General features: G+C 70.9%; 24 protein-coding genes. 6 read left to right on the top strand and 18 right to left on the bottom strand.

All coding sequences use genetic code 11. The features are described 5' to 3' along the window. Positions 1-58: 58 nt before the first annotated feature. Positions 59-595: a hypothetical protein gene (locus tag V3T34_RS07905; protein WP_060850186.1), complete on the bottom strand. Its 537-nt coding sequence runs from the start codon at positions 593-595 to the stop codon at positions 59-61. A gap of 154 nt (positions 596-749) precedes the next feature. Here V3T34_RS07905 and V3T34_RS07900 point away from each other — a divergent pair, with 154 nt between their 5' ends. After that, entirely contained in the window at positions 750-2,132 is a 1,383-nt protein-coding gene (locus tag V3T34_RS07900) for an aminotransferase (RefSeq protein WP_305076577.1), read from the top strand. Positions 2,133-2,581: 449 nt separating this feature from the next. Further along, on the top strand, positions 2,582-4,042 hold the full coding sequence (locus V3T34_RS07895) for a methyl-accepting chemotaxis protein (protein ID WP_305076576.1): 1,461 nt from the start codon (positions 2,582-2,584) through the stop codon (positions 4,040-4,042). 165 nt (positions 4,043-4,207) lie between these two features. On the opposite strand, the gene V3T34_RS07890 is transcribed toward V3T34_RS07895, so the two are convergent. The 6 genes from V3T34_RS07890 to alaS all read right to left on the bottom strand — a co-directional run bounded on the left by V3T34_RS07890 (position 4,208) and on the right by alaS (position 12,679). Next, positions 4,208-5,740: an acyl-CoA carboxylase subunit beta gene (locus tag V3T34_RS07890; protein WP_060850189.1), complete on the bottom strand. Its 1,533-nt coding sequence runs from the start codon at positions 5,738-5,740 to the stop codon at positions 4,208-4,210. A 344-nt stretch (positions 5,741-6,084) separates the two neighbouring features. Continuing rightward, complete coding sequence (gene rfbA / locus V3T34_RS07885; protein ID WP_200601425.1) at positions 6,085-6,975, bottom strand: glucose-1-phosphate thymidylyltransferase RfbA; 891 nt, start codon at positions 6,973-6,975, stop codon at positions 6,085-6,087. Between the two features lie 13 nt (positions 6,976-6,988). Then, positions 6,989-7,891: a dTDP-4-dehydrorhamnose reductase gene (gene rfbD / locus V3T34_RS07880; RefSeq protein ID WP_305076575.1), complete on the bottom strand. Its 903-nt coding sequence runs from the start codon at positions 7,889-7,891 to the stop codon at positions 6,989-6,991. Positions 7,892-7,895: 4 nt separating this feature from the next. Next, entirely contained in the window at positions 7,896-8,948 is a 1,053-nt protein-coding gene (gene rfbB / locus V3T34_RS07875; protein ID WP_288583027.1) for a dTDP-glucose 4,6-dehydratase, read from the bottom strand. A gap of 46 nt (positions 8,949-8,994) precedes the next feature. Beyond that, the gene (rfbC, locus tag V3T34_RS07870; protein ID WP_060850193.1) at positions 8,995-9,549 is read right to left on the bottom strand and encodes a dTDP-4-dehydrorhamnose 3,5-epimerase; all 555 of its coding nucleotides are present in this window, start codon (positions 9,547-9,549) and stop codon (positions 8,995-8,997) included. A 463-nt stretch (positions 9,550-10,012) separates the two neighbouring features. Continuing rightward, on the bottom strand, positions 10,013-12,679 hold the full coding sequence (gene alaS, locus V3T34_RS07865) for an alanine--tRNA ligase (protein WP_305076574.1): 2,667 nt from the start codon (positions 12,677-12,679) through the stop codon (positions 10,013-10,015). A gap of 199 nt (positions 12,680-12,878) precedes the next feature. Here alaS and V3T34_RS07860 point away from each other — a divergent pair, with 199 nt between their 5' ends. Further along, the gene (locus V3T34_RS07860; RefSeq protein ID WP_060850195.1) at positions 12,879-13,292 is read left to right on the top strand and encodes an MAPEG family protein; all 414 of its coding nucleotides are present in this window, start codon (positions 12,879-12,881) and stop codon (positions 13,290-13,292) included. A 353-nt stretch (positions 13,293-13,645) separates the two neighbouring features. On the opposite strand, the gene recA is transcribed toward V3T34_RS07860, so the two are convergent. The 8 genes from recA to flgB form a co-directional block, all read right to left on the bottom strand. After that, positions 13,646-14,737: a recombinase RecA gene (gene recA, locus V3T34_RS07855; RefSeq protein ID WP_048426181.1), complete on the bottom strand. Its 1,092-nt coding sequence runs from the start codon at positions 14,735-14,737 to the stop codon at positions 13,646-13,648. A gap of 616 nt (positions 14,738-15,353) precedes the next feature. Further along, on the bottom strand, positions 15,354-17,945 hold the full coding sequence (gene cckA / locus V3T34_RS07850; protein ID WP_305076573.1) for a cell cycle histidine kinase CckA: 2,592 nt from the start codon (positions 17,943-17,945) through the stop codon (positions 15,354-15,356). 156 nt (positions 17,946-18,101) lie between these two features. Continuing rightward, positions 18,102-19,166, bottom strand: coding sequence for a flagellar biosynthesis protein FlhB (gene flhB / locus V3T34_RS07845; RefSeq protein ID WP_060850197.1), 1,065 nt, complete (start codon positions 19,164-19,166; stop codon positions 18,102-18,104). Between the two features lie 4 nt (positions 19,167-19,170). Then, positions 19,171-19,944, bottom strand: a complete 774-nt coding sequence (gene fliR, locus V3T34_RS07840; RefSeq protein ID WP_060850198.1) for a flagellar biosynthetic protein FliR — start codon at positions 19,942-19,944, stop codon at positions 19,171-19,173. Positions 19,945-20,030: 86 nt separating this feature from the next. After that, entirely contained in the window at positions 20,031-20,297 is a 267-nt protein-coding gene (fliQ, locus tag V3T34_RS07835; protein ID WP_060850199.1) for a flagellar biosynthesis protein FliQ, read from the bottom strand. 16 nt (positions 20,298-20,313) lie between these two features. Next, positions 20,314-20,619 (bottom strand): flagellar hook-basal body complex protein FliE, encoded by a 306-nt coding sequence (gene fliE, locus V3T34_RS07830; RefSeq protein WP_060850200.1) that lies wholly within the window; start codon positions 20,617-20,619, stop codon positions 20,314-20,316. 2 nt (positions 20,620-20,621) lie between these two features. Then, a complete protein-coding gene (gene flgC, locus V3T34_RS07825) occupies positions 20,622-21,032 on the bottom strand; it encodes a flagellar basal body rod protein FlgC (protein ID WP_060850201.1) in 411 nt (136 codons plus the stop codon). A 72-nt stretch (positions 21,033-21,104) separates the two neighbouring features. Continuing rightward, entirely contained in the window at positions 21,105-21,509 is a 405-nt protein-coding gene (gene flgB / locus V3T34_RS07820; RefSeq protein WP_060850202.1) for a flagellar basal body rod protein FlgB, read from the bottom strand. 254 nt (positions 21,510-21,763) lie between these two features. Between flgB and V3T34_RS07815 the strand changes: the two genes are divergently transcribed. Beyond that, a complete protein-coding gene (locus V3T34_RS07815; protein WP_305076572.1) occupies positions 21,764-22,987 on the top strand; it encodes a hypothetical protein in 1,224 nt (407 codons plus the stop codon). Positions 22,988-23,111: 124 nt separating this feature from the next. Further along, positions 23,112-23,876: a flagellar type III secretion system pore protein FliP gene (fliP, locus tag V3T34_RS07810; protein ID WP_060850204.1), complete on the top strand. Its 765-nt coding sequence runs from the start codon at positions 23,112-23,114 to the stop codon at positions 23,874-23,876. Between the two features lie 13 nt (positions 23,877-23,889). On the opposite strand, the gene V3T34_RS07805 is transcribed toward fliP, so the two are convergent. The 3 genes from V3T34_RS07805 to V3T34_RS07795 form a co-directional block, all read right to left on the bottom strand. Then, the gene (locus V3T34_RS07805) at positions 23,890-24,258 is read right to left on the bottom strand and encodes a hypothetical protein (RefSeq protein ID WP_305076571.1); all 369 of its coding nucleotides are present in this window, start codon (positions 24,256-24,258) and stop codon (positions 23,890-23,892) included. Between the two features lie 104 nt (positions 24,259-24,362). Continuing rightward, positions 24,363-24,686, bottom strand: a complete 324-nt coding sequence (locus V3T34_RS07800) for a hypothetical protein (protein ID WP_091884349.1) — start codon at positions 24,684-24,686, stop codon at positions 24,363-24,365. Positions 24,687-24,777: 91 nt separating this feature from the next. After that, entirely contained in the window at positions 24,778-25,668 is an 891-nt protein-coding gene (locus V3T34_RS07795) for a DMT family transporter (RefSeq protein ID WP_305076570.1), read from the bottom strand. 311 nt (positions 25,669-25,979) lie between these two features. Between V3T34_RS07795 and V3T34_RS07790 the strand changes: the two genes are divergently transcribed. Beyond that, the gene (locus V3T34_RS07790; RefSeq protein WP_305076677.1) at positions 25,980-26,861 is read left to right on the top strand and encodes a YihY/virulence factor BrkB family protein; all 882 of its coding nucleotides are present in this window, start codon (positions 25,980-25,982) and stop codon (positions 26,859-26,861) included. Positions 26,862-26,866 lie beyond the last annotated feature (5 nt).

The following is a 26,866-nucleotide window of genomic DNA, read 5'->3' as shown; positions in this document are numbered from 1 at the left end:
GTCTCGCGCGGCGGCGCTCCGGCCCCCTCCCCGCGCTCCGGCGGCGTCCCGCCCGCCGTTACGTCACGGTCCGCTTCTCCACGTCGAGGACGACGCCGTCCGGCGTCATCCGCTCGCGGGCGACGAGCCGGTCCCCCGGCAGGAAGACGCCGAGCGGCACGTCGCGGTCCGGCAGCACCACGGTGGCGCTGCGGTTGACGAAGACGAGCACGTGCCGGCGCTGCGGCAGCGAGGCGACCGCCCAGCGCTTGAGCTGGGCGTAATAGGGCTCGCGTCGCCACACCGCCGGCTGGCTCGGATCGACCTGGACGTGCAGGAAGCGCGTCGTCGGATCGATGCTGAGCACCATCTTGGCCTTGTCGGGCTTCCATTCCGGGCCGATCCAGCCCTCGGTCATCCACAGGCAGTGGAAGGCGCGGCAATGGCCGGGCCGGGTCTCGTGGATGCCGCAGCCGCGGCCCGGCTTGGCGTGGCGGCACCATTCCCCGGCCACGCTCTCGACCGCCGGCACGTCGTAGACCTTGCAGCACAGGGTGCAGGCGCCGCAGGCGCGGCCGGGCGCGGGCGTCGAGACGAGTTCGGCGGGGTCGAGCATGCGCGTCGGTCTGACCTGGATTGTGCGGAGGTGCCGCGAGGGCGGCCCGGGTTGTGCGTCGGCATCGCGCCGCTAGTGTGACGGCGCAAGCGAATTCTGCTCGGCCAGTCGGGGGCTGCTCCAGGCCCCCGCATGAAGGAAAGCGACAGAGACGATGCTCTCGAACCTCGCCACCCGCGACGTCGAAACCCTGATCCATCCCTACACGAACCTGGCGGCCTTCCGGCAGACCGGCCCGCTGGTGCTGGAGCGCGGCCACGGCGTCTGGGTCTATGATACCGACGGACGGCCCTACCTCGAGGGCATGGCGGGCCTGTGGTGCACGGCGCTCGGCTATTCCAACGAGGAACTGGTCGAGGCCGCCCGCGAGCAGATGTCGCGGCTGCCCTTCACCCACCTGTTCTCGGGCCGCAGCCACGATCCGGCGATCGAGCTCGCCGAGACCCTCAAGGAGCTGGCGCCGATCCCGGTCTCGAAGGTGTTCTTCACCTCCTCGGGCTCGGAGGCCAACGACACCCAGGTCAAGCTGACCTGGTACCTCAACAACGCGCTCGGCCAGCCGCAGAAGAAGAAGATCATCGGCCGGCACAAGGGCTATCACGGCGTCACCGTGGCGTCGGCCTCGCTGACGGGCCTCACCGCCAACCACGCCGACTGGGACCTGCCGCTGCCGGGCTTCCTGCACGCCGCCTGCCCGCACCATTACCGCGGTGCGGAGGCCGGCGAGACCGAGGAGGCCTACTCGGCGCGGCTCGCCACGGAACTGGAGGAGATGATCCTGCGCGAGGGGCCCGAGACGGTCGCGGCCTTCATCGCCGAGCCGGTGATGGGCGCGGGCGGCGCCATCGTGCCGCCGAAGGGCTATTTTGCCGCCATCGAGCCGGTGCTCGCCCGCTACGACGTGCGGTTCATCGCCGACGAGGTAATCTGCGGCTTCGGGCGCCTCGGCACCTGGTTCGGCTCCGAGGCCCTGGGCATGAAGCCCCACAGCCTGTCCTTCGCCAAGGCGCTGACCTCGGCCTACATGCCGCTCGGCGGCGTCACGGTCGACGAGACGCTGTACCAGGCGATGCAGGACCAGAGCCGGAAGATCGGCACGTTCGGCCACGGCACCACCTATTCGGGCCACCCGGTGGCGAGCGCGGTGGCGCTCAAGACCATCGAGATCTACCGGCGCGACAAGATCATCGAGGGCGCGGCCGAGAAGGCGCCGCACTTCCAGCGCCGCCTCTCGGCGCTCGAGGAGCACCCGCTCGTCGGCGAGGCCAAGGGAATGGGCCTGATCGGCGGCCTCGAGATCGTCGCCGACAAGGCGACGAAGCGCCAGTACGACCCGAAGGCGGGCGTCGCCGCCCGCTGCGTCGCCTTCGCCCAGGAGGAGGGGCTGATCGTGCGCTTCCTCACCGGCGATCGCGTCGCGGTCTGCCCGCCCCTGGTGATCCGCCCGGACGAGATCGACACCCTGTTCGACCGCCTCGGCACCGCGCTCGACCGCACCCAGGCCTGGATCCGCGAGCAGGGACTGACGGCGGCCTGATCCGGGGAGCCCCGGCGGGGCGGCCCAGGGCCGCTCCGCCATAATCCCCGGTCCGGCACCGCGTTCGGCGCCGGGCCGGGGAGCGTTTCAGGACCGGTCGTTCGCGGCGAAACGGTACCCGTTGCATCGCCCGAACATGCCCGGGACCCCGGTCCGGCCAAGTCCCGAGGCCGGCCGGGCTCCTGCGCGCAGGGCGTGCAGGCGCACCAAGAACTCGACGTTACCGTTAGACCAGCCCGGACAATGGAACCGGACGGCTTCGGCGGTCGTCGGCGCCTCGCCGTAAGTGCTTGGCATGTGGCGACAATCCCCAGTGGCGACACTGTCGGCTGACATGTCCGGCGATCGCCGCGATTCGCGCGCCATCAATCATGATTGATAATCTTAAGCCGGGATTCAATCTTGGCGGTCAGGTTTTGAGCGAAATTTGGTCAACGGGGACCTTCGCCATGTTTCGCAAACGGCCGGACAACATGTCCGAAGCGACACTGACTGCGCTCGACAAGTCGCTGGCCGTCATCGAATTCGATATGGACGGCATCGTGACCCGGGCCAACGCGAAGTTCCTCGACCTGATGGGATTCCGAGCGGACGAGATCGTTGGCCGGCACCACCGGATGTTCCTCGACGAGGCGACGATCGGGTCGGCCGAGTACGCGAAGTTCTGGGAGACCTTGCGCGCCGGGCAGTTCTTCGCCAACGAATTCCTGCGGTTTGGCAAGAACGGCAAGCGCGTCTGGCTCGAGGCGACCTACAACCCGGTCCTCGGCGCCGCGGGCAAGCCGGTCAAGGTGGTGAAGCTCGCCGCCGACATCACCGAGAAGAAGAACGAGATCAGCCGCCTCCTGACGATGATCGAGGGGATGCCGGTCGCGGTGATGACCGCCGACCCGCACAACGAATTCCGCATCAACTACATGAACGACGCGTCGCGGCGCACCCTCGGCCCGCTGGCACAGTACCTCCCGGTCGCGACGGACCTGATGGTCGGCACCTCGATCGACGTCTTCCACAAGGATCCGACGCATCAGCGCCGGATGCTGTCGGATGCGTGCCGCCTGCCGCACCGAACCCGAATCAAGCTCGGACCCGAACTGCTCGACCTGCAGGTCTCGGCGATCATGGGACCGGACGGCGCCTATATCGGACCGATGCTGACCTGGGCGGTGGTGACCGCGCAGGCGACCATGGCCTCGGACGTGTCGCAGGTCGTGAACGCCATGAGCTCGGCCGTCGAGGAGATGCAGCATTCCGCCAACGGCCTCGGCCAGTCGGCCGATGAGGCGCGCGAGCGCGCCGCAACGGTCGCGGCGGGCTCGGAGGAGATGACCGCCTCGATCCGGGAGATCTCGGGCCAGGTCGGCCGCGTCTCCGAGCGCGCCCAGCAGATCGCCGCCCAGGCCGAGGCGACGGACGCCACGGTGCGCAGCCTCTCGGCCAAGGCCCGCGAGGTCGATTCGGTCGTCGGTATGATCAGCACCATCGCCGACCAGACCAACCTGCTGGCGCTGAACGCCACGATCGAGGCGGCCCGGGCCGGGGCGGCGGGGCGCGGCTTCGCGGTCGTCGCCGCAGAGGTCAAGGAGCTCGCCGGGCAGACCGCCAAGGCCACCGGCGAGATCACCCAGCGCATTGGCGACATCCAGGGGGCGACCGGCGAGGCGGTGGCGGCGATCGCCACGATCAGCAACGCGGTGGCGGAGCTGTCGCGGCTGACGCTCGCCATCGCCAGCGCCGTCGAGGAGCAGGCCGCCTCGACCCAGGAGGTGTCGTCGAACATCCTGGCGGTGTCGGACGCCGCGAACGCCACAGGCCGGATCGCCGAGAGCGTCCGGGCGGTGTCGCAGAGCCTCGCCGGCCATTCGAGCGGCCTGACCGGGAGCGTGGAGAAGTTCCTGAAGGCGGGGTGAGACGCCGTCCAATCCTGGGATCGGAGCGTCGCCGACATTTCTCATCCCACCCGCGAGCTCATCCTGAGGTCGCGGGTGGGACAGCCGTTAAGATGGCTCCCTGCGCGGACATGTCGGACCCGCGCAAGGCGAAGGGAACGGATTTCCCCGTTCCCTTCCCGCCCCTCACAGCGGGATGTTGTCGTGCTTCTTCCAGGGCTGCTCGCTCTCCTTGGTGCGGAGCATGGCGAGCGCCCGGGCGATGCGGCGGCGGGTCGAGTGCGGCATGATCACCTCGTCGATGTAGCCGCGCTCGGCGGCGACGAAGGGCGACATGAAGCGCTCCTCGTACTCGGAGGTGCGGGCCGCGATCTTCTCCGGGTCGCCGAGGTCCTGGCGGAAGATGATCTCGACCGCGCCCTTGGCGCCCATCACGGCGATCTGGGCGGTCGGCCAGGCGTAGTTCACGTCGCCACCGACGTGCTTGGAGGCCATCACGTCGTAGGCGCCGCCGAAGGCCTTGCGGGTGATGACGGTGACGAGCGGCACCGTCGCCTGGCTGTAGGCGAACAGGAGCTTCGCGCCGTGCTTGATCAGGCCGCCGTATTCCTGCGCGGTGCCCGGCAGGAAGCCCGGCACGTCGACGAAGGTCACGATCGGGATCGAGAACGCGTCGCAGAAGCGCACGAAGCGGGCGGCCTTGCGCGAGGCGTCCGAATCGAGCACGCCGGCCAGCACCATCGGCTGGTTGGCCACGAAGCCGACGGTGCGGCCCTCGACCCGGGCAAAGCCCGTGATGATGTTGCGGGCATACGCCGCCTGGATCTCGAAGAAGTCGCCCTCGTCGACCACCCGCCGGATCAGCTCGCCCATGTCGTAGGGCTTGTTCGGGTTGTCGGGGATCAGGGTGTCGAGGCTGCGGTCGAGGCGGGAGGGGTCGTCGAAGCTCTCGATCTCCGGCACACCGGCCTGGTTGTTGGCCGGCAGGAAGTCCATCAAGCGCCGGATCTGCAGGAGCGCCTCGACGTCGTTCTCGTAGGAGCCGTCGGCGATGGAGGATTTCGAGGTGTGGACCTTGGCGCCGCCGAGCTCCTCCGCCGTCACCACCTCGTTGGTGACGGTCTTCACCACGTCCGGGCCGGTCACGAACATGTAGCTCGTGTCGCGCACCATGAAGATGAAGTCGGTCATCGCCGGCGAGTAGACGTCGCCGCCCGCGCACGGCCCCATGATCACCGAGATCTGCGGGATCACGCCGGACGCCGTGACGTTGCGCTTGAACACCTCGCCGTAGCCGCCGAGCGCGGCCACGCCCTCCTGGATGCGGGCGCCGCCGGCATCGAAGATGCCGATGATCGGGGCGCGCATCTTGAGCGCCATATCCTGGACCTTGATGATCTTCTGGGCATGCGCCTCGGAGAGCGAGCCGCCGAAGACGGTGAAGTCCTTGGAGAATACGAAGACCGCGCGGCCGTTGATGGTGCCCCAGCCGGTGACGACGCCGTCGCCCGGGATCTTCTGGTTCTCCATGCCGAAGTCGTTCGAGCGGTGCTGCACGAACATGTCGAACTCTTCGAACGACCCGGAATCGAGGAGGAGCTCGATGCGCTCGCGGGCCGTGAGCTTGCCGCGCTTGTGCTGCGCCGCCACCCGGCTCTCGCCGCCGCCGAGCCGGGCCTGCGCGCGCCGCTGGTCCAGCCGATCGAGGATGTCCTTCATGCTGTCGCCCGTCCCTGAAGAAATGTCGTCCGCCCGCCGGAAGGCTTGACCGTGCCTTGCGGCCTTAGCACGCGTCAGGGCGCGGCGAAAACTCGGTCTTTTTGGGCGGGACGGACCGAAAAAACGCGAAGGGCCGCACCCTCCCCGGCGGGACGGCGCGACCCTCGGCCCGCAGGCGGGCTCACGACAGGCCCTTGAGCGACGCTCGTGTTAGAGCACGGCTCGCTTCAGAGCGGGGCTAGAGCGCTTCACGATCGCGCTGTAATCGCGAAGCTTTCTAAGTCTTTGTTTTATCGTATTTTCTGCGACGAACCGGTTCCCACTTCGTGGAAAATGCTCTGGTGTCAGAGCAGGGCTTGGCCCGGCTCCTGCTCGCGGGCGAGGCGCAGCAGGCTCTGGCCGTAATTGGTCTTGGCGAAGAGCTGGCCGCGGGCCACCACCTGCTCGCGGGTGATGAAGCCCTGCGTGTAGGCGATCTCCTCCAGGCAGGCGACCTGCATGCCCTGGCGGTGCTGGATGACGCGGACGAACTCGCCGGCCTCGAGCAGGTTGTCGTGCGTCCCGGTGTCGAGCCAGGCATAGCCGCGCGACATGCACTCGACGTGGAGCTGGCCGCGGTCGAGATAGGCCTGGTTGACGTCGGTGATCTCGAGCTCGCCGCGGGGCGAGGGCTTCACCGCGGCGGCGATGTCGAGCACCTGGTTGTCGTAGAAGTAGAGGCCGGTCACCGCCCAGGGCGATTCCGGGTTCTTCGGCTTCTCGACGAGCTTGGTGGCGCGGCCGTCCTTGTCGAGGGTGACGACGCCGTAGGCCTCGGGTTGGTCGACATGGTAGGCGAAGACCGAGGCGCCGGTCTTCCGGGCACGGGCCTTGGCCAGCAGCTCGCGCATGCCGGCACCGAAGAACAGGTTGTCGCCGAGCACCAGCGCGACCGAATCGTCGCCGACGAACTCGCGGCCGATGATGAAGGCCTGGGCCAGGCCGTCCGGCTTCGGCTGCAGCGCGTACGAGATGTTGATCCCGAACTGCTCGCCGGTGCCGAACAGGCGCTTGTAGTTGTCGATGTGCTCCGGCGACGAGATCAGCAGGATGTCGCGGATGCCGGCCAGCATCAGCACCGACACCGGATAGTAGATCATCGGCTTGTCGTAGACCGGCAGCAGCTGCTTGTTGATCGCCAGCGTCGCCGGATGCAGCCGCGTGCCGGAACCGCCGGCGAGCACGATGCCCTTCATGACAGAAATCTCCTCAGGCTTGTTTCGCAGCGGGACCGATCAGCCGGTCCAGGATGTCGTCGAGGGCCGCCTGCCACGGCCGCGGCACGAGGCCGAAGGCGGAGGTCAGCGTCTCGGTCGAGAGCTCGGAATTGGCCGGCCGGGTGACCGGGGTCTTGAAGGCGGTGCTCGGGATCGGCTCGACCGGCACCGAGCGGGCGCCGCGGGCGGCCGCCCCCGACATGATGGCGACCGCGAAGTCGTACCAGGTCGTCGCCCCGGCATTGACGCAGTGATAGGTGCCGGCGGGCGCCGCCTCGTCCTCGGCGAAGCGCACCGCGATCGCGACGAGCGCCGCCGCGAGGTCGCCGGCCGAGGTCGGGCAACCGCGCTGGTCGGCGACCACCGTCAGCTTGTCGCGCTCGGCCGAAAGCCGCAGCATCGTCTTGACGAAGTTCGCCCGGTGCGGGCTCACCACCCAGGCCGTGCGCACCACCGCGTGGCGCGGGTTGCCGGTGCGCACCGCCATCTCGCCGGCGGCCTTGCTGGCGCCGTAGACGCTCACCGGATGCACCGGCGCGTCGGTCGGGTAGGCGCCGGTGCCCGAGCCGTCGAAGACGTAGTCGGTCGAGACGTGGATCAGCGGGATGCCGGCCTTGGCGGTCTCCGCCGCCAGGTAGGCGGGTGCCAGCGCATTGAGGCGCCAGGCGGCGGCCACGTCGCTCTCGGCCTTGTCGACCGCCGTGTAGGCGGCGGTGTTGATCACCGCCGCGTACGGGCGCTCGGCGACCGCACGGGCGACCGCCGCCTCGTCGGTGATGTCCAGTGCCTCCCGGGTGGGAGCGTGGACGACCACGCCCTCCCCGAAGGATTGCCGCTGCAGCTCGGTGCCGACCTGCCCGCCGCCGCCGAGGACCAAGATCTCCCGCCGCGCCATCGCCTTACTCCGCGCTCAGGCCGAGGCGCTCGCCGGAATAGCGGCCCTCGCGGATCGGGCGCCACCACGACTCGTTGTCGAGGTACCAGCGCACGGTGTCCTCGAGCGCCTGCTCGAAAGTGCGGCTCGGCTTGTACCCGACCTCGGCCTCGGCCTTGCTCGGGTCTATGGCGTAGCGCCGGTCGTGGCCCGGGCGGTCGGTGACGAACTTGATCAGGCGCTCGTGCGGGCCGGCCTCGGGGCGGAGGCGGTCGAAGATCGCGCAGAGCGTCTTGACCACCTCGAGGTTGTTGCGCACCGAGCGGCCGCCGAGCAGGTAGGTCTCGCCGATCCGGCCCTTCTCCAGCACCGCGACGAGGCCGCGGGCGTGGTCCTCGACGTGGATCCAGTCGCGCTCGTTCTGGCCGTCGCCGTAGACCGGCAGGTCCTTGCCGTCGAGGGCGTTGAGGATCATCAGCGGGATCAGCTTCTCGGGGAAGTGCCGCGGCCCGTAATTGTTCGAGCAGTTGGTCACCAGCACCGGCAGGCCGTAGGTCTCGTGCCAGGCGCGCGCCAGGTGGTCGGACGCCGCCTTCGAGGCCGAATAGGGCGAGCGCGGGTCGTAGCGGCTGTCCTCGGTGAAGAAGGCGCCCGGGGGCAGCGAGCCGTAGACCTCGTCGGTCGAGACGTGCAGGAACCGGAAGGCGTCGCGCTCAGGCCCCTGAAGCGTGTTGTAGTAGGCGCGGGCGGCCTCCAGCATCACCTGGGTGCCGACCACGTTGGTGCGGATGAAGGCGCCCGGCCCGGTGATCGAGCGGTCGACGTGGCTCTCGGCGGCGAGGTGCATCACGGCCTCGGGGCGGAACTCCGCGAAGAGCCCCGACACCTTCTCGTGGTCGCAGATATCGGCCTCGGCGAAGCGGTGCCGGTTGTCGCCCTTGAGCGGCATCAGCGAGATCGGGTTCGCCGCGTAGGTCAGCGCGTCGAGGGTCAGGACCTCGTGGCCGAGCTCCTGAACGAGGTGAAGGACCAGGGCCGAGCCGATGAAGCCGCAGCCGCCCGTGACGAGGATGCGCATGGGGTGGTATCTCCAGAGCGAGAGGGTTTGGAAGCGGCGCGAGCCGTCAGAACAGAGGGGCCAGGTCGGCGAAGCGGGGCGCGACCTTGTCCTTGGCGGAGAGCTGGGCTTCGGCCTCGCTCACCGGCCAGTCGATGCCGAGGTCGGGATCGTTCCAGAGCAGGTTGCCGTCGTGCTCGGGGCTGTAGACGCCGCCGGCGACCTTGTAGGCCACCATAGTGTCCGGCTCGAGGGTGCAGAAGCCGTGGCCGAACCCGATCGGAATGTAGAGCTGGTGGCCGTTCTCGGCGTCGAGGCGCACGGCGACGTGCCGGCCGTAGGTCGGCTGGTCGCGGCGCAGGTCGACCGCGACGTCGAGGATCGCGCCGGACAGCACGCGGATCAGCTTGGCCTGGGCGAAGGGGTGGCGCTGGAAGTGCAGGCCGCGGACGGTGCCCTGTTGCGCCGAGAAGGACTGGTTGTCCTGGATGAAGTGGTCCTCGACGCCGTGGGCGGCCAGGATGTCGGCCCGGTAGGTCTCCGAGAACCAGCCGCGCGCGTCGCCGTGCCGCTTCGGGATCACGAGCTTCACCGCCGGGATCGCCTGATCGATGACCTGCATTCCTGCCCACCTTCCGATATCGCGTGGCCGATTCGCCCGGCGGCTCATGACCGGCAAACGTGGCACAACCACGTCGGTCGAGTCGGGCCGAGCCGCAATCCTGCAGCCTCTACTTCGCTGATGCGAGATGGGCAAGATCGGCCGCGGGCCCGGCCCGCCGAACGGAGACGAGCCACGACAGCCAACCGAACAGCCGCGGCGCGTCGACAGGAGATCGCGCGCGGTCGGGCCTCGGGAATTTAGGGACGAAGAGACAATTCTTTGGGACGAGCGCGACGTCGCGTCGACTGACGGAGCGGAGGCGTCCTCCCGAGAGAGAGGTTTTCGCTTCCGGCCCGCCGGCCCTGTTCCGCCTCGCCCGCCACGCCCGGTCTGTGACCCTAGAGCATCACCCGTGACGCTTCGGTGTCGGCCGCCGACGGAAGCGTCGGACGGAGCCCGGTCGGGCGCCGTCCCGATCGTCTCACGCGGCGCCCACGGCCGCGGTGATCGCCTCCAGGGCCGCCTCGGCCGCCGCCCCGTCGGGGCCGCCGGCCTGGGCCATGTCGCGACGCCCGCCGCCGCCCTTGCCGCCGAGCCGCTCCGAGCCCGCCCGCACCAGGGCGACCGCGTCGAACCGGCCGGTCAGATCCTCGGTGACGCCGACGACGAGACCGGCCTTGCCGTCCGGCGCCACGCCGACGATCGCCACGATCCCGGAGCCGAGCCGCTTCTTGCCTTCGTCGGCCAGGCTCTTGAGGTCGCGCATCTCGACGCCTTGCACGACGCGTGCCATCAGCTTGGTGCCGGCGACCTCGCGGACGCCGTCGTCGGTGGCACCGCCCGTGCCCCCGCCCATCGCGAGCTTGCGGCGGGCGTCGGAGAGTTCCCGCTCCATCCGGCGGCGCTCGTCGAGGAGGGCGGCCAGGCGCTCCGGCGCTTCGGCCACCGGTGCCTTGAGCAGGGCGGCGATCGCGGCGAGCTGGCGGCTCTCGCCGGCCAGGTGGCGACGGGCGGCGTCGCCCGTCATCGCCTCGATCCGGCGCACGCCGGCGCCGACGGCGCTGTCGCCTAGGATCGTCACCACGCCGATGTCGCCGGTGCGCCCGACATGGGTGCCGCCGCAGAGCTCGACCGAGAACGTCTTGGCCCGTCCGTCGGCGGCGGCGTCGCGGCCCATCGAGACGACCCGGACCTCCTCGCCGTATTTCTCGCCGAACAGCGCACGGGCGCCCGACGCGATGGCGTCGTCGACCGCCATCAGCTTCGTCACCACCGGCTCGTTCTGGAGCAGCACCCGGTTGGCGATCTCCTCGACCCGGGCCAGTTCTTCGGCCTCGATCGGCTTGGGGTGGCTGATGTCGAAGCGCAGGCGCTCGGGGGCGACGAGCGAGCCCTTCTGGGCGACGTGGTCGCCGAGAACCTGGCGCAGGGCCTCGTGCAGCAGGTGGGTGGCCGAGTGGTTGGCGCGGATCGCCGAGCGGCGTCCGTGATCGACCTTCAGCTCGACCGGCTGGTCGAGGGTGAGCGAGCCCTCCTCCACCGCGACGTGGTGGACGAAGAGGTCGCCGAGCTTCTTCTCGGTCGCGGTGACGCGGACCTTGAGGCCCGGGCCGGTGATCGTGCCGGTATCGCCGACCTGACCGCCGGACTCCGCGTAGAACGGGGTCTGGGTGACGACGAGGAGACCCTCCTCGCCGGCCCGGATCGCCTCGACCTCGGCCCCGCCGCGCACCAAAGCGGTGACGACCGCCTCGGCACCTTCCGTATCGTAGCCGAGGAACTCGGTGGCGCCGGTGCGCTCGCGCAAGCCGTACCACAGGGTCTCGGTGGCGGCTTCGCCCGAGCCCGACCAAGCGGCCCGCGCCGCGGCGCGCTGACGCTGCATCGCGGCGGTGAAGCCGTCGGTGTCGACCGCGATGCCGCGGGACTTCAGCGCGTCCTGGGTCAGGTCGAGGGGGAAGCCGTAGGTATCGTAGAGGGTGAAGGCGGTCTCGCCCGACAGGCTCCCGCCCTCCGAGAGGTCGCGGGTCTCGGCGTCGAGGATCGACAGGCCGCGCTCCAGGGTGCGGCGGAAGCGGGTCTCCTCGAGGCGCAAGGTCTCGGCGATCAGGCTCTCGGCCCGCACCAGCTCGGGGTAGGCCTGGCCCATCTCGCGCACCAGCGTCGGCACGAGGCGGTACATCATCGGGTCGCGCGAGCCCAGCAGCTGGGCGTGGCGCATGGCGCGCCGCATGATCCGGCGCAGCACGTAGCCGCGACCCTCGTTGCTCGGCAGCACGCCGTCGGCGACGAGGAACGACGAGGCGCGCAGGTGGTCGGCGATCACCCGGTAGGACGCCGTCTGCTTGCCCTCGGGCGCGCGCCCGACCTGATGCGCCACGGCGTCGATCAGGCTGCGGAACAGGTCGGTGTCGTAGTTGCTCTTCACGCCCTGGAGGATCCCCGCCATGCGCTCGAGGCCCATGCCGGTATCGATCGAGGGCCGTGGCAGGCCGACCCGGTTGCCCGGCTCGATCTGCTCGTACTGCATGAACACCAGGTTCCAGAACTCGAGGAAGCGGTCGCCGTCCTCCTCCGGGCTGCCGGGCGGGCCGCCCCACAGCTCCGGGCCCTGGTCGATGAAGATCTCCGAGCACGGCCCGCACGGGCCGGTATCGCCCATCTGCCAGAAATTGTCGGAGGTGCCGATGCGGATGATGCGGTCGTCGGAGAAGCCGGCGATCTTGCGCCACAGGGTGGCGGCGTCCTCGTCGTCGGCATAGACCGTGACCAGCAGCTTCTCGGGCGAGAGCCCGAATTCCTTGGTGACGAGGTTCCAGGCCAGCTCGATCGCCAGCGGCTTGAAATAGTCGCCGAACGAGAAGTTGCCCAGCATCTCGAAGAAGGTGTGATGGCGCGCCGTGTACCCGACATTGTCGAGATCGTTGTGCTTGCCGCCGGCGCGCACGCATTTCTGGGCGGTGGCGGCGCGCTGGTAGGGCCGCTTCTCGACGCCGGTGAAGACGTTCTTGAACTGCACCATGCCGGCGTTGGTGAACATCAACGTCGGGTCGTTGCGCGGTACCAGCGGCGAGGACGGTACCACCTCGTGACCGTGCTTGGCGAAGTAGTCCAGGAAGGTGGACCGGATCTCGTTGACGCCACTCATGGGAAGAATCGTCTCTGCGGAAGGCGGGCCGGGCGAAGGGCGGGCTTGAAAATGTCGCGCACCGGCGGGCGGCCCGCGGATGCATCCGCGTGTCTTTAGTCACGCGCTTTCCCCATGTCGAGGCGGAGCGCCGCCGCTATGTGCGTCGGAAGCAAGCGCGGCCGCCGGCCGCTTCCCGACGTTCTGGATACCCGCCCCGATGACCGACGAAATCCGCCTCCTCGCGCTCTCGGCCGCCCTGGGCTTCGCGCACATCATGGCCGCCTCGACCTCGGGCCTCGCCCAGCGCGGCGGCCTGACCTGGGCGGCGGGCAACCGCGAGAGCGAGGGCGAGGTCACCGGGGCCGCCGCCCGGCTGAAGCGGGCCTCGGCCAACTTCTTCGAGACCTTCCCGCTCTTTGCCGCCCTTGTGCTGGCGGCAGCCGTCTCGGGCCGTCAGGGCGGCGCGGCGGCGTGGGGGGCACAGCTCTACTTCTGGGCCCGGCTCCTCTACCTGCCGATCTACGGCTTCGGCATCCCGTGGATCCGCACCCTCGTCTGGGGCGTGGCGATGGTCGGCATCGGCTTCGTCTTTGCCGGGCTGTTCGGGTGGGCCGGTCCGGGGGCACCGTAACGCGCGCGGGCCCTCCGGCAGCCGATCGAGGCGCAGGTATCCCCCTCTCCCCGCGGGCGGCTATCGCATTCACACATCTCGGTGTGACTGCGCCTCGCTCAAAGGGAGCGCGCCTTCCCTCACCAAGCGATCCCGGGCCTGCCCGGTATCGCTGCAAGTTGTGGGGAGGGGTGGGGGTCGGGGATGGTACCGCGTCCGGCTCAGCGGTGCCTCCTGCACCCCCCCACCCCTCCCCACAAGGCGGAGGGGAAATCCGCGTTTTTCCGGTCCCGGTACAGTCCTTCAAAATGGAAGAAGCCGCCGCGCTCGTCGCGCGGCGGCCCCCTACCTCACGCTGGAACCGATCGGCCGGATCAGGCCGACCCCTCGTCGAGGTCGTCGGCGGTCGGCGTGGCATTCTCGAGGATCTTGTCGGCGACGAGGCCCGAATTCTGCCGGATCGAGGCCTCGATCTTGTTGGCGATGTCGGGGTTGTCGCGCAGGAAGCCCTTCGAGTTCTCGCGGCCCTGGCCGAGGCGCTGGCTGTCGTAGGAGAACCAGGCGCCCGACTTCTCGACGATGCCGGCCTTGACGCCGAGGTCGATCAGCTCGCCGACCTTCGACACGCCTTCGCCGAACATGATGTCGAACTCGACCTGCTTGAACGGCGGCGCCACCTTGTTCTTGACCACCTTGACCCGGACGCTGTTGCCGATCGGCTGGTCGCGGTCCTTGAGGGTCGAGATGCGGCGGATGTCGAGTCGCACCGAGGCGTAGAACTTCAGGGCGTTGCCGCCCGTCGTGGTCTCGGGGCTGCCGTACATCACGCCGATCTTCATCCGGATCTGGTTGATGAAGATGACCATGCAGTTCGAGCGCGAGATCGAGCCGGTGAGCTTGCGCAGGGCCTGGCTCATCAGGCGGGCCTGGAGGCCCGGCTGCTGGTCGCCCATCTCGCCCTCGATCTCGGCCCGCGGGGTCAGCGCGGCCACCGAATCGACCACCAGGATGTCGATGGCGCCGGAGCGCACCAGGGTGTCGGTGATCTCGAGGGCCTGCTCGCCGGTATCAGGCTGCGAGATCAGGAGGTCGTCGAGATTGACGCCGAGCTTGCGGGCATAGACCGGGTCGAGGGCGTGCTCGGCATCCACGAAGGCGCAGACGCCGCCCTTCTTCTGGGCCTCGGCGATGGTGTGGAGGGCGAGCGTGGTCTTGCCGGAGGATTCCGGTCCGTAGATCTCGATCACGCGGCCGCGCGGCAGGCCGCCGACGCCGAGCGCGATGTCGAGGCCGAGCGAGCCGGTCGAGACGACCTCGACCTCCTGCACCTTGTCGCCCTTGCCGAGCCGCATGATCGAGCCCTTGCCGAAGGCGCGCTCGATCTGGGCGAGGGCGGCGTCGATCGCCTTCGACTTGTCTTTGTCCATGGTCGGGTTTTCCACCAGTCGCATCTGGGGCTGAGCCATCTCGGCGGGTCCTTATGGCAGGAGGGGCGACAAGTCTCAATCGCGCGGCTGGGGATTGTGTACCCGTTTTGTTCTCAATCGGCAAGGGCGAGCGGGGGATTGGCTGCGGAATCGTCGGGACGCCCGGCACCGCCGAGGACGCGGAGCCGGCCGGCGTTCACTTGAGGACGGCCGGTCGGTCCCGGTGATGCCACGGCCGTGGTTCCACATGTCGGCATCGAGAAGCCGGGGCGCAGGCGAGGACATGCGCATCACTCGCCGAGCCGTTGCGGGACGCGACGGCCTCGCAGAGGATGCGGGCCGCGCCCTCGACGCGATCAGCGTATCGGGCGGCATCAACGACATCGATCCCGGCCAGGATCTTCCCAGCGCGAATTCGAGCGATTTCCGGAAGATCCGGAACACCGTCCCGCCCGCACCACACCTCCTTCGCCACCCGGGCGGATGTCGCCATGAGCCGCCGGCCCTTCGGCGTGTCGAAGATCGATGGGGAACGGCGCCCCATGGCGGCACTCGGGACGATGTCGGCATCGACGACTTCATGGCCGCCCCCCGCGCACCCAAATGGATGCAAGGTCCGCGGGCGGCGGCCGCACGGATGGCGATCCGCGTGCCCTCACCCCGCCATCGTGGTCTTCACCGTCTCGACGAGCTGCTTCAGGCTGAAGGGCTTGGGCAGGAAATTGAATTCCTCGCCGTCGGGCAGGTTCTTGCGGAAGGCGTCCTCGGCGTAGCCCGAGACGAAGATCACCTTGAGCGAGGGGTGGCCCTTGCGCAATTCGCGCAGGAGGGTCGGGCCGTCCATCTCCGGCATCACCACGTCGGACACGACGAGGTCCACCGGCACGTCGCGCTCCGCCATGATCTGCAGCGCCTCGAGGCCCGAGGCCGCCTCGAGCACAGTGTAGCCGCGGGCGGTGAGCGCCCGGGCGTTGACCGCGCGGACCGGGTCCTCGTCCTCGACCAGCAGGATCGTGCCGTGGCCGGTGAGGTCGCGGGCCGGCGGCTTCTGCGCTTCGGAGACGGGAGCCGCGGCACCGCCGACGGCGGGGGCCGGCAGCTCCGCCGGCGCCTCGGGCACGTCCGCCTCCGGGGCGGGAACGTGGCGCGGCAGGTAGATGGCGAAGACCGTCCCCTGGCCGATGGTGGAGCGCACGTCGATGTAGCCGCCGGACTGCTTGACGATGCCGAACACCGTCGAGAGGCCGAGGCCCGTGCCCTTGTTGACCTCCTTGGTGGTGAAGAACGGCTCGAAGATCTTCTCCATCACCTCCGGGGTCATGCCGGTGCCGGTGTCGCTGACCTCGATGAGGACGTGGTCGGCGCCCGGCAGGCCGTTGAGGCGAAGCGCCCCGACGGCTTCCGCGGTCATGTTGGCGGTGCGGATCAGCAGGCGTCCGCCCTCCGGCATCGCGTCGCGGGCGTTGACCGCGAGGTTCACGATCACCTGCTCGAACTGGTTGACGTCGGCCTTGACCGGCCACAGGTCGCGGCCGTGCTTGAGGTCGAGCTCGACCCGCTCGCCGAGCAGGCGCTTCAGGAGCAGGGTCAGGTCGGAGAGCGCCTCGCCGAGATGGATCACCTCCGGCCGAAGGGTCTGGCGACGCGAGAAGGCCAGCAGCTGCCGCACCAGGCTCGCGGCCCGGTTGGCGTTCTGCTTGATCTGCATGATGTCCTGGAAGGCCGGATCGGCCGGGCGGTGGCTCGCCAGCAGCAGGTCCGAGTAGCCGATGATCGCCTGCAGCACGTTGTTGAAGTCGTGCGCGATGCCGCCGGCGAGCTGGCCGACCATCTCCATCTTCTGGGCCTGGTTCACCTGCTGCTGCAGCTGGTGCTGGGCCGTGGTGTCGAGCGCGTAGAGGATCACCGCGCCCTCCGCGCCGCCGGCGGTGCCGGCGGGGCTGAGCCAGATCCGGGCCGAGCGGTTGACCGGCGCCGAGACGCCGATCTCGACCGGCGGCACGTCGCCCCGGCCTTCCGCGGCCGCGCGGGCGGCGGCATCCACGATCGACCGGTCCCGCTCGACCACGAAGTCGTGCACCGGGGGACCCGCCTCGCTGCCGTCGCCGGTGCGCGGCAGGGTGCCGAACAGGCGCGCGAAGGAGGCGTTGGCGCGCACCAGCCGCCCGTCGGCGGCGAGCGTCGCCACCGCGACCGGGCTGGTGTTGAAGAAGCGGTCGAAGCGCAGCTCGGCCGCCTGGCCGGGATCGTCGCTGCTCTCCTCGCCGGCCGAGCGGTTGAGGACGAGGGTGCGCGAATCGCCCGGCCGGCCATCCTGGCCGTAGGCGACGCGGTGGTAGAGCCGGGCCGAGAGCGGGTGGCCGTTGCGCCGGCGCAGATCGAGGTCGAACCGGTCGGTGCGGACCTCGCCGGGCTCGCCCCTGCCGCCGATCAGCACCGGGCCGAGGTCGTCGGGCAAGATTTCGGAGAGGCGCAGGCCGCCCGAGCCGACCTGGGCGAGGTCGTGGCCGAGCCAGGCCGCCAGCGTCGCGTTCATGTAGACGACCGAGCCCTTGGGATCGACCGCCATGAAGCCCGCCGGCGCGTGGTCGAGGTAGTCGATCGCGTGCTGGAGCTCCTGGAAGACGTTCTCCTGGCGCTCGCGCTCGTGGGTGATGTCGGCGACGCTCCACAGCGAGACCGGCCGGCGCGGCAGCGGCAGCGGCCGCACGCCGATGCGGAACCACGCGAAGTCGCGCTCCGCCGTGCCGCCGGGCGGCGGCGCCATGCGGATCTCCTCCGACAGCGAGCGGCCCTCGCGGGCGGCCTGCGCCAGGCGGTAGACCGCCTCGGAGACTTCGGGCGAGCCGACGAAGACCCGCTCGACGGGCCGCAGGTTGGTGAAGGTGTCGCTGCCGGCGAGCTGGAGATAGGCGGCGTTGGCGTAGATCGGCCGGCCGCCCTCCTCCACGGCGATCATGCCGTCGGGCGCGGCGTCGACCACCGCCTTCGTCACGTCGTTGCGGGTGCCCTGGCCGGTGAGCTGGATCGCCCCGATCGCGAAGGCGAACAGGCAGAACACGCCCGCCATGGCGAGCAGCGCCAGGAGGCCGAGGATGATCGGCTGCGCCTGCTCGTTGGCGACGAAGCTCAGGCCCACCGCCGCGCCGACGAGGAGGCCGGCCAGCAGCAGGAGCAGGCTGACCCGGCCGGGCCGCTCGGAGCGGTCGAGGGCGGTCTCAGCCGCGGATGGGCTCAACTCCGGCATGTCGCCTCGACACTCCCCGGGGGCCCGCACCCGCGGCCGGGCCCCGATCCTTCGCGCGGTCCGCGGGCGGGCGGACCTGTCTCTCGGCCGTTCCCTAGCAGGCGCGGCGTTTCCGTGGAATGAACCCGGTTCGTTCCGGGCGCCCGCCCGGACGAATCAGTGGCGCCGGCGCAGGCGCATCACGTAGCCGATCACCTCCGCCACCGCGCGATAGTGCTCCGGGGGCACCGCGGCGTCGATCTCGACGGTGGCGTGGAGCGCGCGCGCCAGCGGCGGGTTCTCGACCACCGGCACGCCGTGCTCGCCCGCCACCTCGCGGATGCGCAGGGCAAGGGCATCGACGCCCTTGGCGACGCAGACCGGCGCCGCCATGCCCGCCTCGTAGCGCAGGGCCACGGCGTAGTGCGTCGGGTTGGTGACGATCACGCTGGCGCTCGGCACCGCCGCCATCATCCGGGTCCGGACCCGCTGGGCGCGGATCCGGCGCATCCGCCCCTTCACCTCGGGGTTGCCGTCCTGCTCCTTGTGCTCGTCCTTGAGCTCCTGCTTCGACATCCGCAGGCGCGCCCGCCAGCGGTAGCGCTGGTAGAGCGCGTCGCCGACGGTGACGACCACGTAGGCGGCGAGCACCGCGCCCATCAGCCGCAGGCAGAGCGAGAGGGTGCCCTGGAGCACCGCCGGCGGCTCGAGCCGGGCGAAGACCTCGAGGCGGTCGCGGTCGCTCCACAGCACGAAGCCGGCCGCGATCCCGACGAGCAGGATCTTCACCAGGCCCTTGGCGAACTGGAACCACGCCTCAGGGCCGAACATCCGCGACAGGCCGGCCATCGGCGAGACGCGGGACCACTTCGCCCCCAGCATCTCGGTCGTCCAGACCAGAGGGTGCTGGACGAGGCCGCCGATCACGCCGGCCGCCAGCACGGCCCCGACCGGGATCGCCAGGGCGAGGCCCGCGGCGACGAGGGCGCGGCGGCCGAAGGCCATGTAGGAGGCCGGGTCGGAGGGCACGTCGTGCAGGTGGATCAGCAGGCCCCGGAGATCGACCAGCAGGCCGCGGGCGAGGGAGGGCCCGGCCAGGACGAGCACCAGCGTGAAGGTGCCGAGCATCAGGAAGGTGTTGACCTCCTGGCTGGTGGCGACGTCGCCGCGCTTGATCGCATCGTCGAGGCGCTTCTGGGTCGCGTCCTCGGTGCGGTCTTCCTGGTCGGTCCCGTCCGCCATCCCGTCACGCCCTCCCGAGATCGGCCAGGAAGCGGCCGAGGTCGTCGACGAACACCCCCATGATCACCCCGACGGTGGCCAGCAGCACCAGCATGCCGATCATGATCGAGGCCGGGGTCGCGACAAAGAACACCTGCATCTGCGGCATCAGGCGCGAGAGCACGCCGAGGCCGAGGTTGAACAGGATGCCGAAGGCGATGAACGGCGCCGCGATCTGCACCGACAGGGTGAAGCTGCGGGCTATCGCGCGCACCGCGAAGGCGGCCGCGTCGCCGGTCGCCGGCATGCCGACCGGCGGCATCAGGGCGTAGGAATCGCGGATCGCCATCAGCGCGAGGTGGTGCAGGTCGGCGGCGAGCACCAGCGTGAGGCCGAGCAGGCTGAGGAAGCTGCCGAGCGTCGCCTGCTGGTTGCCGACCGAGGGATCGACGGTCATCGCGAAGGCGAGGCCGAGCTGCTGGGCGATGATGGTGCCGGCGGTCTGGAGCGCGGCGACGATCGCCCGCACGCTCAGCCCCAGCACCAGCCCGACCGCGATCTCGCCGATCAGCACCCCGATCAGCGCCGTGCCGGCGCCGCCGGGCTCCGGCCCCGCCCCCCCGGGCAGGAGCGGGCGGGCGACGGGAAACAGCACCAGGGACAGCAGCAGCGCGAAGGCGAGGCGCAGGCGCGGGCTCACCATCGCCTCGCCGATGCCCGGCATCAGCATCACCAGCGTGCCGACCCGCGCGAAGGTGAGGAGGTAGGCCGAGGCGAGGCCGGGCAGGAGGAGGTTCACGTCGGTGGGTTCGCGTCCGGTGCGACCCGCGGGACCGATTCGCGCGAGCGGGATGTCGGGCTTCTTCGGCGGGATTTCGCGCCCGCTCAACCCCCGGCCGCGATCCGGGCGGCGATGCGGGTCATGTAGCCGGCGAGCGCGTCGCCCATGAAGGGCAGCATCAGCAGCATCGTGGCGAAGACCGCGAGGATCTTCGGCACGTAGATGAGCGTCTGCTCCTGGATCTGGGTCAGGGCCTGGAACAGCGACACGGCGAGGCCGACCACGAGGGCGACGACCATCATCGGGCCGGCGACCTTGAGGAAGGTCAGGATGCCGTCGCGGGCGACGTCGAGGATCGCGAGACCGGTCATCGGGCTCAACGAATCCTTAAATCTGCATCCGCATGATGTCCTCGTAGGCCGAGATCACCCGGTCGCGCACCGCCACCAGGGTCTGGATCGCGGTCTCGCTCTCGGCGACAGCGGTCACGACGTCGACGACGTTGGCCTTGCCGGCGGCGACCGCCATGGCCTGGCCGTCGGCGCGCTTGCCGGCCTCCGACACCCCGTCGAGGGCGGAGGACAGGAGCTGGGTGAAGCCGCCCTCGCCCACGCCGGCGGTGCCGGCGGCGGGGGTGCGGCCCATGTTCTGGATCGCGGCATAGGCGCCGGCCGCGAAGGCATTGGTGGGCATGGTCAGGCCTTCAGGATGTCGATGGTGCGGGACACCATCCGGTTGGTGAGCGAGACCATGTTGAGGTTCGCCTCGTAGGAGCGCTGTGCCTCGCGCATGTCGACGGTCTCGACGAGGACGTTGACGTTGGGCATCCGCACCTCGCCGTTGGCGTCGGCGGCCGGGTTACCCGGGTCCTGCTTGGTGCGGAACGGGCTCTGGTCGCGGCGGATCTTGCCGAGATCGACCACCGAGGCGTCGAGCTCGCGGTCGAGGTGGTTGTTGAAGGTCGCGATCTTGCGACGGTAGGGCTCGGCGGTCGGGCTCGTCGGCGCCGAATCCGCGTTGGCGATGTTTTCGGAGATCACCCGCATCCGGCCCGACTGGACCTTGAGCCCGGAGGCCGCGATGCCGAGAGCCTTGCTGAAATCCATGGAAGCCACCTCGGGTCGGTCTGGCGAGGGTCTCGGGGAGACGGCCGGTTGCTACGGGGGAGCGGGACGGGCCTACCGGCCGACCGCGGTGCGCAGGGTCTGCAGGCTCTTGCGGTAGAGCAGGCTCGCGAGCTGGTAGTCGCTCTGGTTGTCGGCGGCCTTCAGCATCTCGTCCTCGAGGCTCACCGCGTTGCCGCTCGGCATCATCTCGAAGCGCGTGCCCGTCCGCTCCTCGGACGGGGCGGCCTGGCCGCTGCCGGCGAGGTGCACGCCGGACGTCCGCTCCAGGCCGATGCCCGGCAGGCTCGCCGCCGCCACGGAGCCGTCGAGCTGGAAGCGCGGCGCCTTGAGCTCGCGGGCCCTGAAGCCCGGCGTGTCGGCATTGGCGACGTTCTCCGCCAGGACCTTCTGGCGCGTCTGCTGCCATTGCATCCGGTTGCGCAACATCGCGACGATGGGGAGATCGGTGACCGACACGGGCGGGCCTTCCGGTTTAGACCGGCACAATCTGCCTATCGCATGGTTAAAATCCGGTTAAGCCCGACAGGGGCACTGCGTCCCGGCCGGCGCGGCCCCGCCAACGTCAAAGCTGTTAACGATATCTTAATGTCCCCTGCGCAGGCCGAGCAGGGTCGTGCTAGAAGGCCCCACATCGTCGGCGTGCCCCGTGCCCGCCTCACTTGAGAGACTGCGCTTTGCTCTCCTCGATCCTCGGGACGGACGGTTCGCCCTTGCTCTCCTACCTGGTCGTCTTCCTGATCATGGTCGTGCTCCTCAGCCTGTTCGCCTTCGGGGCGAAGAGGTTCGCGCGGGGCCGCCTCACCCTCGGGGGCAACGGAAGCGGGGGCCGCAGCCGCCAGCCGCGGCTCGGCATCGTCGACATCTACGAGCTCGACCGCCAGCGCCAGCTGATCCTGTTGCGGCGCGACAACACCGAGCACCTTCTGCTGGTCGGCGGGCCGAACGACGTCGTGGTCGAGCGCAACATCGTGCGGGCCGGCGGCAACCGGGTCTCGGCGGAGCTGGCCGACCGGTCGGACGGCTCCGACGGCGCGGAGGCCCCCCTCACCCTGCCGCCGGGCGTCGAGCCGCCGCCGCTGCCCCCGCCCTTCCCCGAGCCGGACCTGCCGGGACGGGGCATCGAGCCCGAGCGGGTCGCGGCCGCCTTCGCGCCGCTGCCGCCCCAGGCCGCCCCGGAGCGGCAATCCGACCCGGCGCCTGAGCCGGCCCGCGGTCCGCGCTTCGGCGGCGCCCGCCGGGCCGAGCCGCCGAGCCTGCGCGCCGCCCGCCAGGCGCCGCCGCCCCTCGAGACGCCGCCCTTCGCGGCACCTGTGCCGCCGGTGGTGAACGTACCGATGCCCGAGCCGGTCCTGCCGCCCGAGCCGGTGCCCGCGCCGGCCGGTACCCGCAGCGGCGAGCCGCGCACCGTCGACGCATCGATCCTCAACGACATGGCCCGCCAGCTCGAGGAGGCGTTGCGGCGCCCCTCCTCCGCGGTGGCGCCGGCCCGCCCGGCCGCTCCGGCGATGAGCGCCCCGCCCGCTCCGGTCGTTGAAGAGCCGGTCGCGCAAGAATCCGTGATGCAAGAACTCGTCATGACGGAAACCGCCGCGCACGAGCCGGCGGTGAATGAGCCAGCGGTGCACGAGCCGGCCGCGCAGGAGCCAGAGCCCGCCCCGCCGCCGCCCCCGCCGCCCGAGCCGGAGCCCCTGCCGGAACCGGCCCCTCTCCCGCCGCCCGAGCCGCCGCCCCCGCCGCCGCCGGAGCCTCTGCCCGAGGTGCTTCCTCCGGCGCCCGAGCCCGGGCCGGCGCCCGAGCCGCCGCCCCCGCCTCCCCCGCCCGCGGAGGAGGCCGCCCCGACGGCGAAGCCGGCCTCGGTCCAGAACCCGTTCTCGGTCGAGGAGATCGAGGCCGAGTTCGCCCGCCTCCTCGGCCGGCCCCTCGACAAGCGCTGAGCCGCGCCGGCCCGGCCTCCCGAGCCCCGCTCTGTTGCACCGGAACCGCGCCCGCCCGCCCTCGACAGGGCGCGGCGGGCGCGGCGCTTGCGGGACGGGGCGCCGCGGCCCAGGGTGCGCCGCCATGGTGCCCCCGAATCGTCGCCTTCCCCTGCGGACCCTCGCGCAGGTCCTGCCGCCCGCCGCGGCCCTCCTGCTCCTGTCGGGCGCGCCCGCGCTGGCGCAGAGCCTCACGGTCGATCTCGGCCCGAGCGGCGGCGTCACCGAGCGGGCCCTGCAGCTCGTCGCCCTCATCACCGTGCTGGCGCTCGCGCCGTCGGTCCTGGTGATGGCGACCTCGTTCACCCGCATCGTGGTGGTGCTGTCGATCCTGCGCTCGGCGCTTGGCACCCAGACGGCGCCGCCCAACGCCGTGATCGTCAGCCTGTCCCTGTTCCTCACCGCCTTCGTGATGGCGCCGACGGCGCGGGAGGCCTATCGCACCGGCATCGAGCCGCTGCTCGCCGGGCAGATCCAGCAGAGCCAAGCCTTCGAGCGGGCGAGCCAGCCGTTCAAGGCGTTCATGCTGCGCAGCGTGCGCGAGAAGGACCTGAAGCTCTTCCTCGACCTCGCCCGGGCCGGGACGCCGGCGACGCCCGAGGCGGTCGGCCTCGAGGTGCTGACCCCCGCCTTCATGATCTCCGAACTCAGGCGCGCCTTCGAGATCGGCTTCCTGCTGTTCATCCCGTTCCTGATCATCGACCTCGTGGTCGCCTCGGTCCTGATGTCGGTCGGCATGATGATGCTGCCGCCCGCCACCGTGGCGCTGCCGTTCAAGCTGATCTTCTTCGTGCTGGTCGACGGCTGGACCCTGGTGGCCGGCTCGCTGGTGCAGAGCTACGGAAACTGACCCGCCGGCCGGCTCAGTGCAGGAGCGCGTCCGGCCGCGCGGCCTCCGCGCCGGGGCGCACGGCCTCGATGACGTGGGGGGCGGGCACGGCCGCGGCCGACAGAGCTTCGGCGGGCTCGGCCTCTGGCGGATTGTAGGGCCGGTTGTAGCAGCGGCAGATCGCCTGCCAGATCGCGGCGCGCTCCTCGGGGGCGAAGCGGCGCAGGCAGGCGTCGAGGGCCTCCTGGCCGGCGCGGGCGAAGCGCTCGCGCTCGCCGGCGTCGAGGCACCCGGGCGGGCTCGGGGCGAGATCGATCGCATGTAGATCGGGGTCGGGCAGGATCGGCGACGGCGCGGCGTCGTGGGTCGAGGCGATCACATCGGACACGTTCGGATCGGGCACGGCTCGGCTCCCTGGCGGTGGTCCTCGCCGGAATCAACGCCCGTTGCCCCGCTTCGATCCGGGGACCGTCCCGCAGGCACCCCGAAACTCCGGCCTCGAGGCCCTCAGTCTTCCGGGAAGAACGGCGGCGGAACGTTGTAGATCGGCAGGTTGGTGTTGCGCGGCAGCCAGGCGTGGAAGGCCGGGCCGGCGGGCTCGCCGTAGGAGACCGGACGGACCGCGACGCCCCGGCGCAGGGCGATCCGGTGCGTCCGGCGGACCATCCGCGGAGCGGGCCGGTCGGAGCCGGGGGCTGCGTATCCCGCAGGGCTACCGCCGAACCCGGCCGGGGCATCGGGCTCCGCGAACCCGTCCGCCGCCGCGGGGACGGCGAGCGACACGCCGGCGGCGAAGGTCAGGCCGGCGGCAATCAGGGCGAGGCGCAGCATGCGGGCGGTCTCCGGGAGGGCCGCGCCAGCCTAGGCCCACGAGTCCCACCAGGGACTTAACCCGGGCGTCGGACCGAGCCTCGCCCGAACCTCAGCCGCGGCTCGCGATCGCCACGCCCAGGACCGCCACCACCATGCCGAGGAGCTGGACCGGCGCCAGGGTCTCGCCGAACAGCCCGAACGCCATCGCGGCCGAGACCGGCGGCACGAGGTAGAACAGGGCCGCGACGCCCGCCACCGCGCCGCGGCGGATCAGCCCGAGCAGGATCAGGATGCCGCCGACCGACAGGCCGAACACCGCCCAGGCGAGCCCGAGGAGCAGCGGCGTCGAGAGGTCGAACTGCCCGGTCTCGGTGAGGAGCGCGAGCGGCAGGGTGAACAGCAGGGCGCCGACGAACTGCGCCGCCGCGTTGGTGCGCAGGTCGACCGAGACGGCCTTGCGCTTCTGCCACAGGGTGCCGAGCGTGATCCCGACCGTGCCGCAGAAGCAGATCCCGAGGGCCTCCGGCGGGATGCCGCCGGCCGCGCCGAGCTTGGGCGCCAGCACCAGCCCGGCACCGACGAGCCCGACCGCGATGCCGAGCCAGCGCCGGGGCGACACCCGCTCGCCGAGGAGCGGCCCGGCCACCGCCGCGGTGAGCAGCGGCTGGAGGCTTGCCACCAGGGCGGCGATCCCCGCCGGCAGCCCGCGATGCACCGCCCAGAACACCGCGTCGAGATAGACGCCATGGATCAGGATGCCGGCCACCATCGCGTCGCGCCAGCCGCGCCAGCCCCGGGGCCAGGTCGCGCCGGCCGAGGCGGCGAGGCCGGTCAGGACCAGAGTGGTGAGGCCGAACCGGGCGCAGAGGAAGGTCAGCGGGTCGGCATGCGGCGCGACGAGCCGCGCCACGACGAAGCCCGTGGCCCAGATCAGCACGAACAGGCCGGGCGCCAGGCGGGCGGGCCAGGCGGCGTCGGACAGGGGCAGGAGGCGGCTCATGATGCCCGCGCAACGAGCACGGGCGCGGCCGGCGCGCAACCGCCGCCGCCAGGGGAGGGCCCCGCCCGGCACGCGGGGCTGGGCGGCGGCCGAGCTACTCCCCCGATATCCCCTCCCCCGATGTCTTCACCCGGACATCCCCCGCCGTGCCCGGAAGGACGCGGGGCGCGGATTTCTGGCTGCCCGGCTTTCCAGGACGGGGCCCCGCGCTCTACCTGAGGCGGCAAGCCCGTCGGACGCGTCCCCGGCCGGACGCGGCCATCCACCGGACGACACGCGATGTCGACCAGCCCGAGAGTCCGCGCGCCGTGATCCGTTCCCGCACCGCCCTGGAGATCGCCGCCATCGCGGCCCAGCGCTTCGTCGCCCATGACGGCTGGGCGATCGCGAGCCACATCGCGCTCTCGCTGCTGACCTCGCTGTTTCCGTTCCTGATCCTGCTGACCGCGCTCGCCAGCGTGTTCGGCACCAAGTCGCTCGCCGACGAGGCCGGCAACCTGCTGTTCGAGATCTGGCCGAGCGAGGTGGCGGGGCCGATCGCCGGGGAGGTCCACCGGGTGCTGACCGAGCAGCGCGGCGGCCTCCTCACCCTCGGCGCGGTGCTGGCGCTCTACTTCTCGTCGAGCGGGGTCGAGAGCCTGCGGGTCGGCCTCAACCGCGCCTACGGCCTGCGCGAGACGCGGCCGTGGTGGCTGACGCGGCTCGAATCGATCGGCTACGTCGTCTGCGCCGCCTTCGCGATGCTGGCCTTCACCTTCCTGGTGGTGCTCGGGCCGCTGGTCTGGCGCGGGCTGGTGCTGGTGGCGCCGGGGCTCGAGCCCCTCGGTCTTACCGTGGCGGTCGGCCGGATCGGCGTGACGGTGCTGCTCGTCGCCACCGTGCTGGTGATCGCCCACAAGTTCATCGCCGCGGGGCGCCGGCCGGTCGTCCTGGTGCTGCCCGGCATCGGCGTGACGCTCTGCCTGTGGGTGCTGGCCGGCCTCGGCTTCGGGATGTACCTCGACCGGTTCTCGAGCGCCTACGTGTCGACCTACGGGGGCCTCGCCACCGCGATGGTCTTCCTGGTCTTCGTCTACTGGCTCGCCGCGATGTTCCTGTTCGGCGGCGAGATCAACGGTACGGTCATCGCCGCCCGCCGCCGCCGCCTCCAGGCCCAGGCACAGAGGCGGCGCGATACCGTGAAGCTGATGTAGCCGGG

Origin of the sequence: Methylobacterium ajmalii (assembly GCF_036448855.1) — a bacterium.
GTDB lineage: Bacteria > Pseudomonadota > Alphaproteobacteria > Rhizobiales > Beijerinckiaceae > Methylobacterium > Methylobacterium ajmalii.
This window is presented reverse-complemented; position numbering and strand designations above follow the sequence as displayed.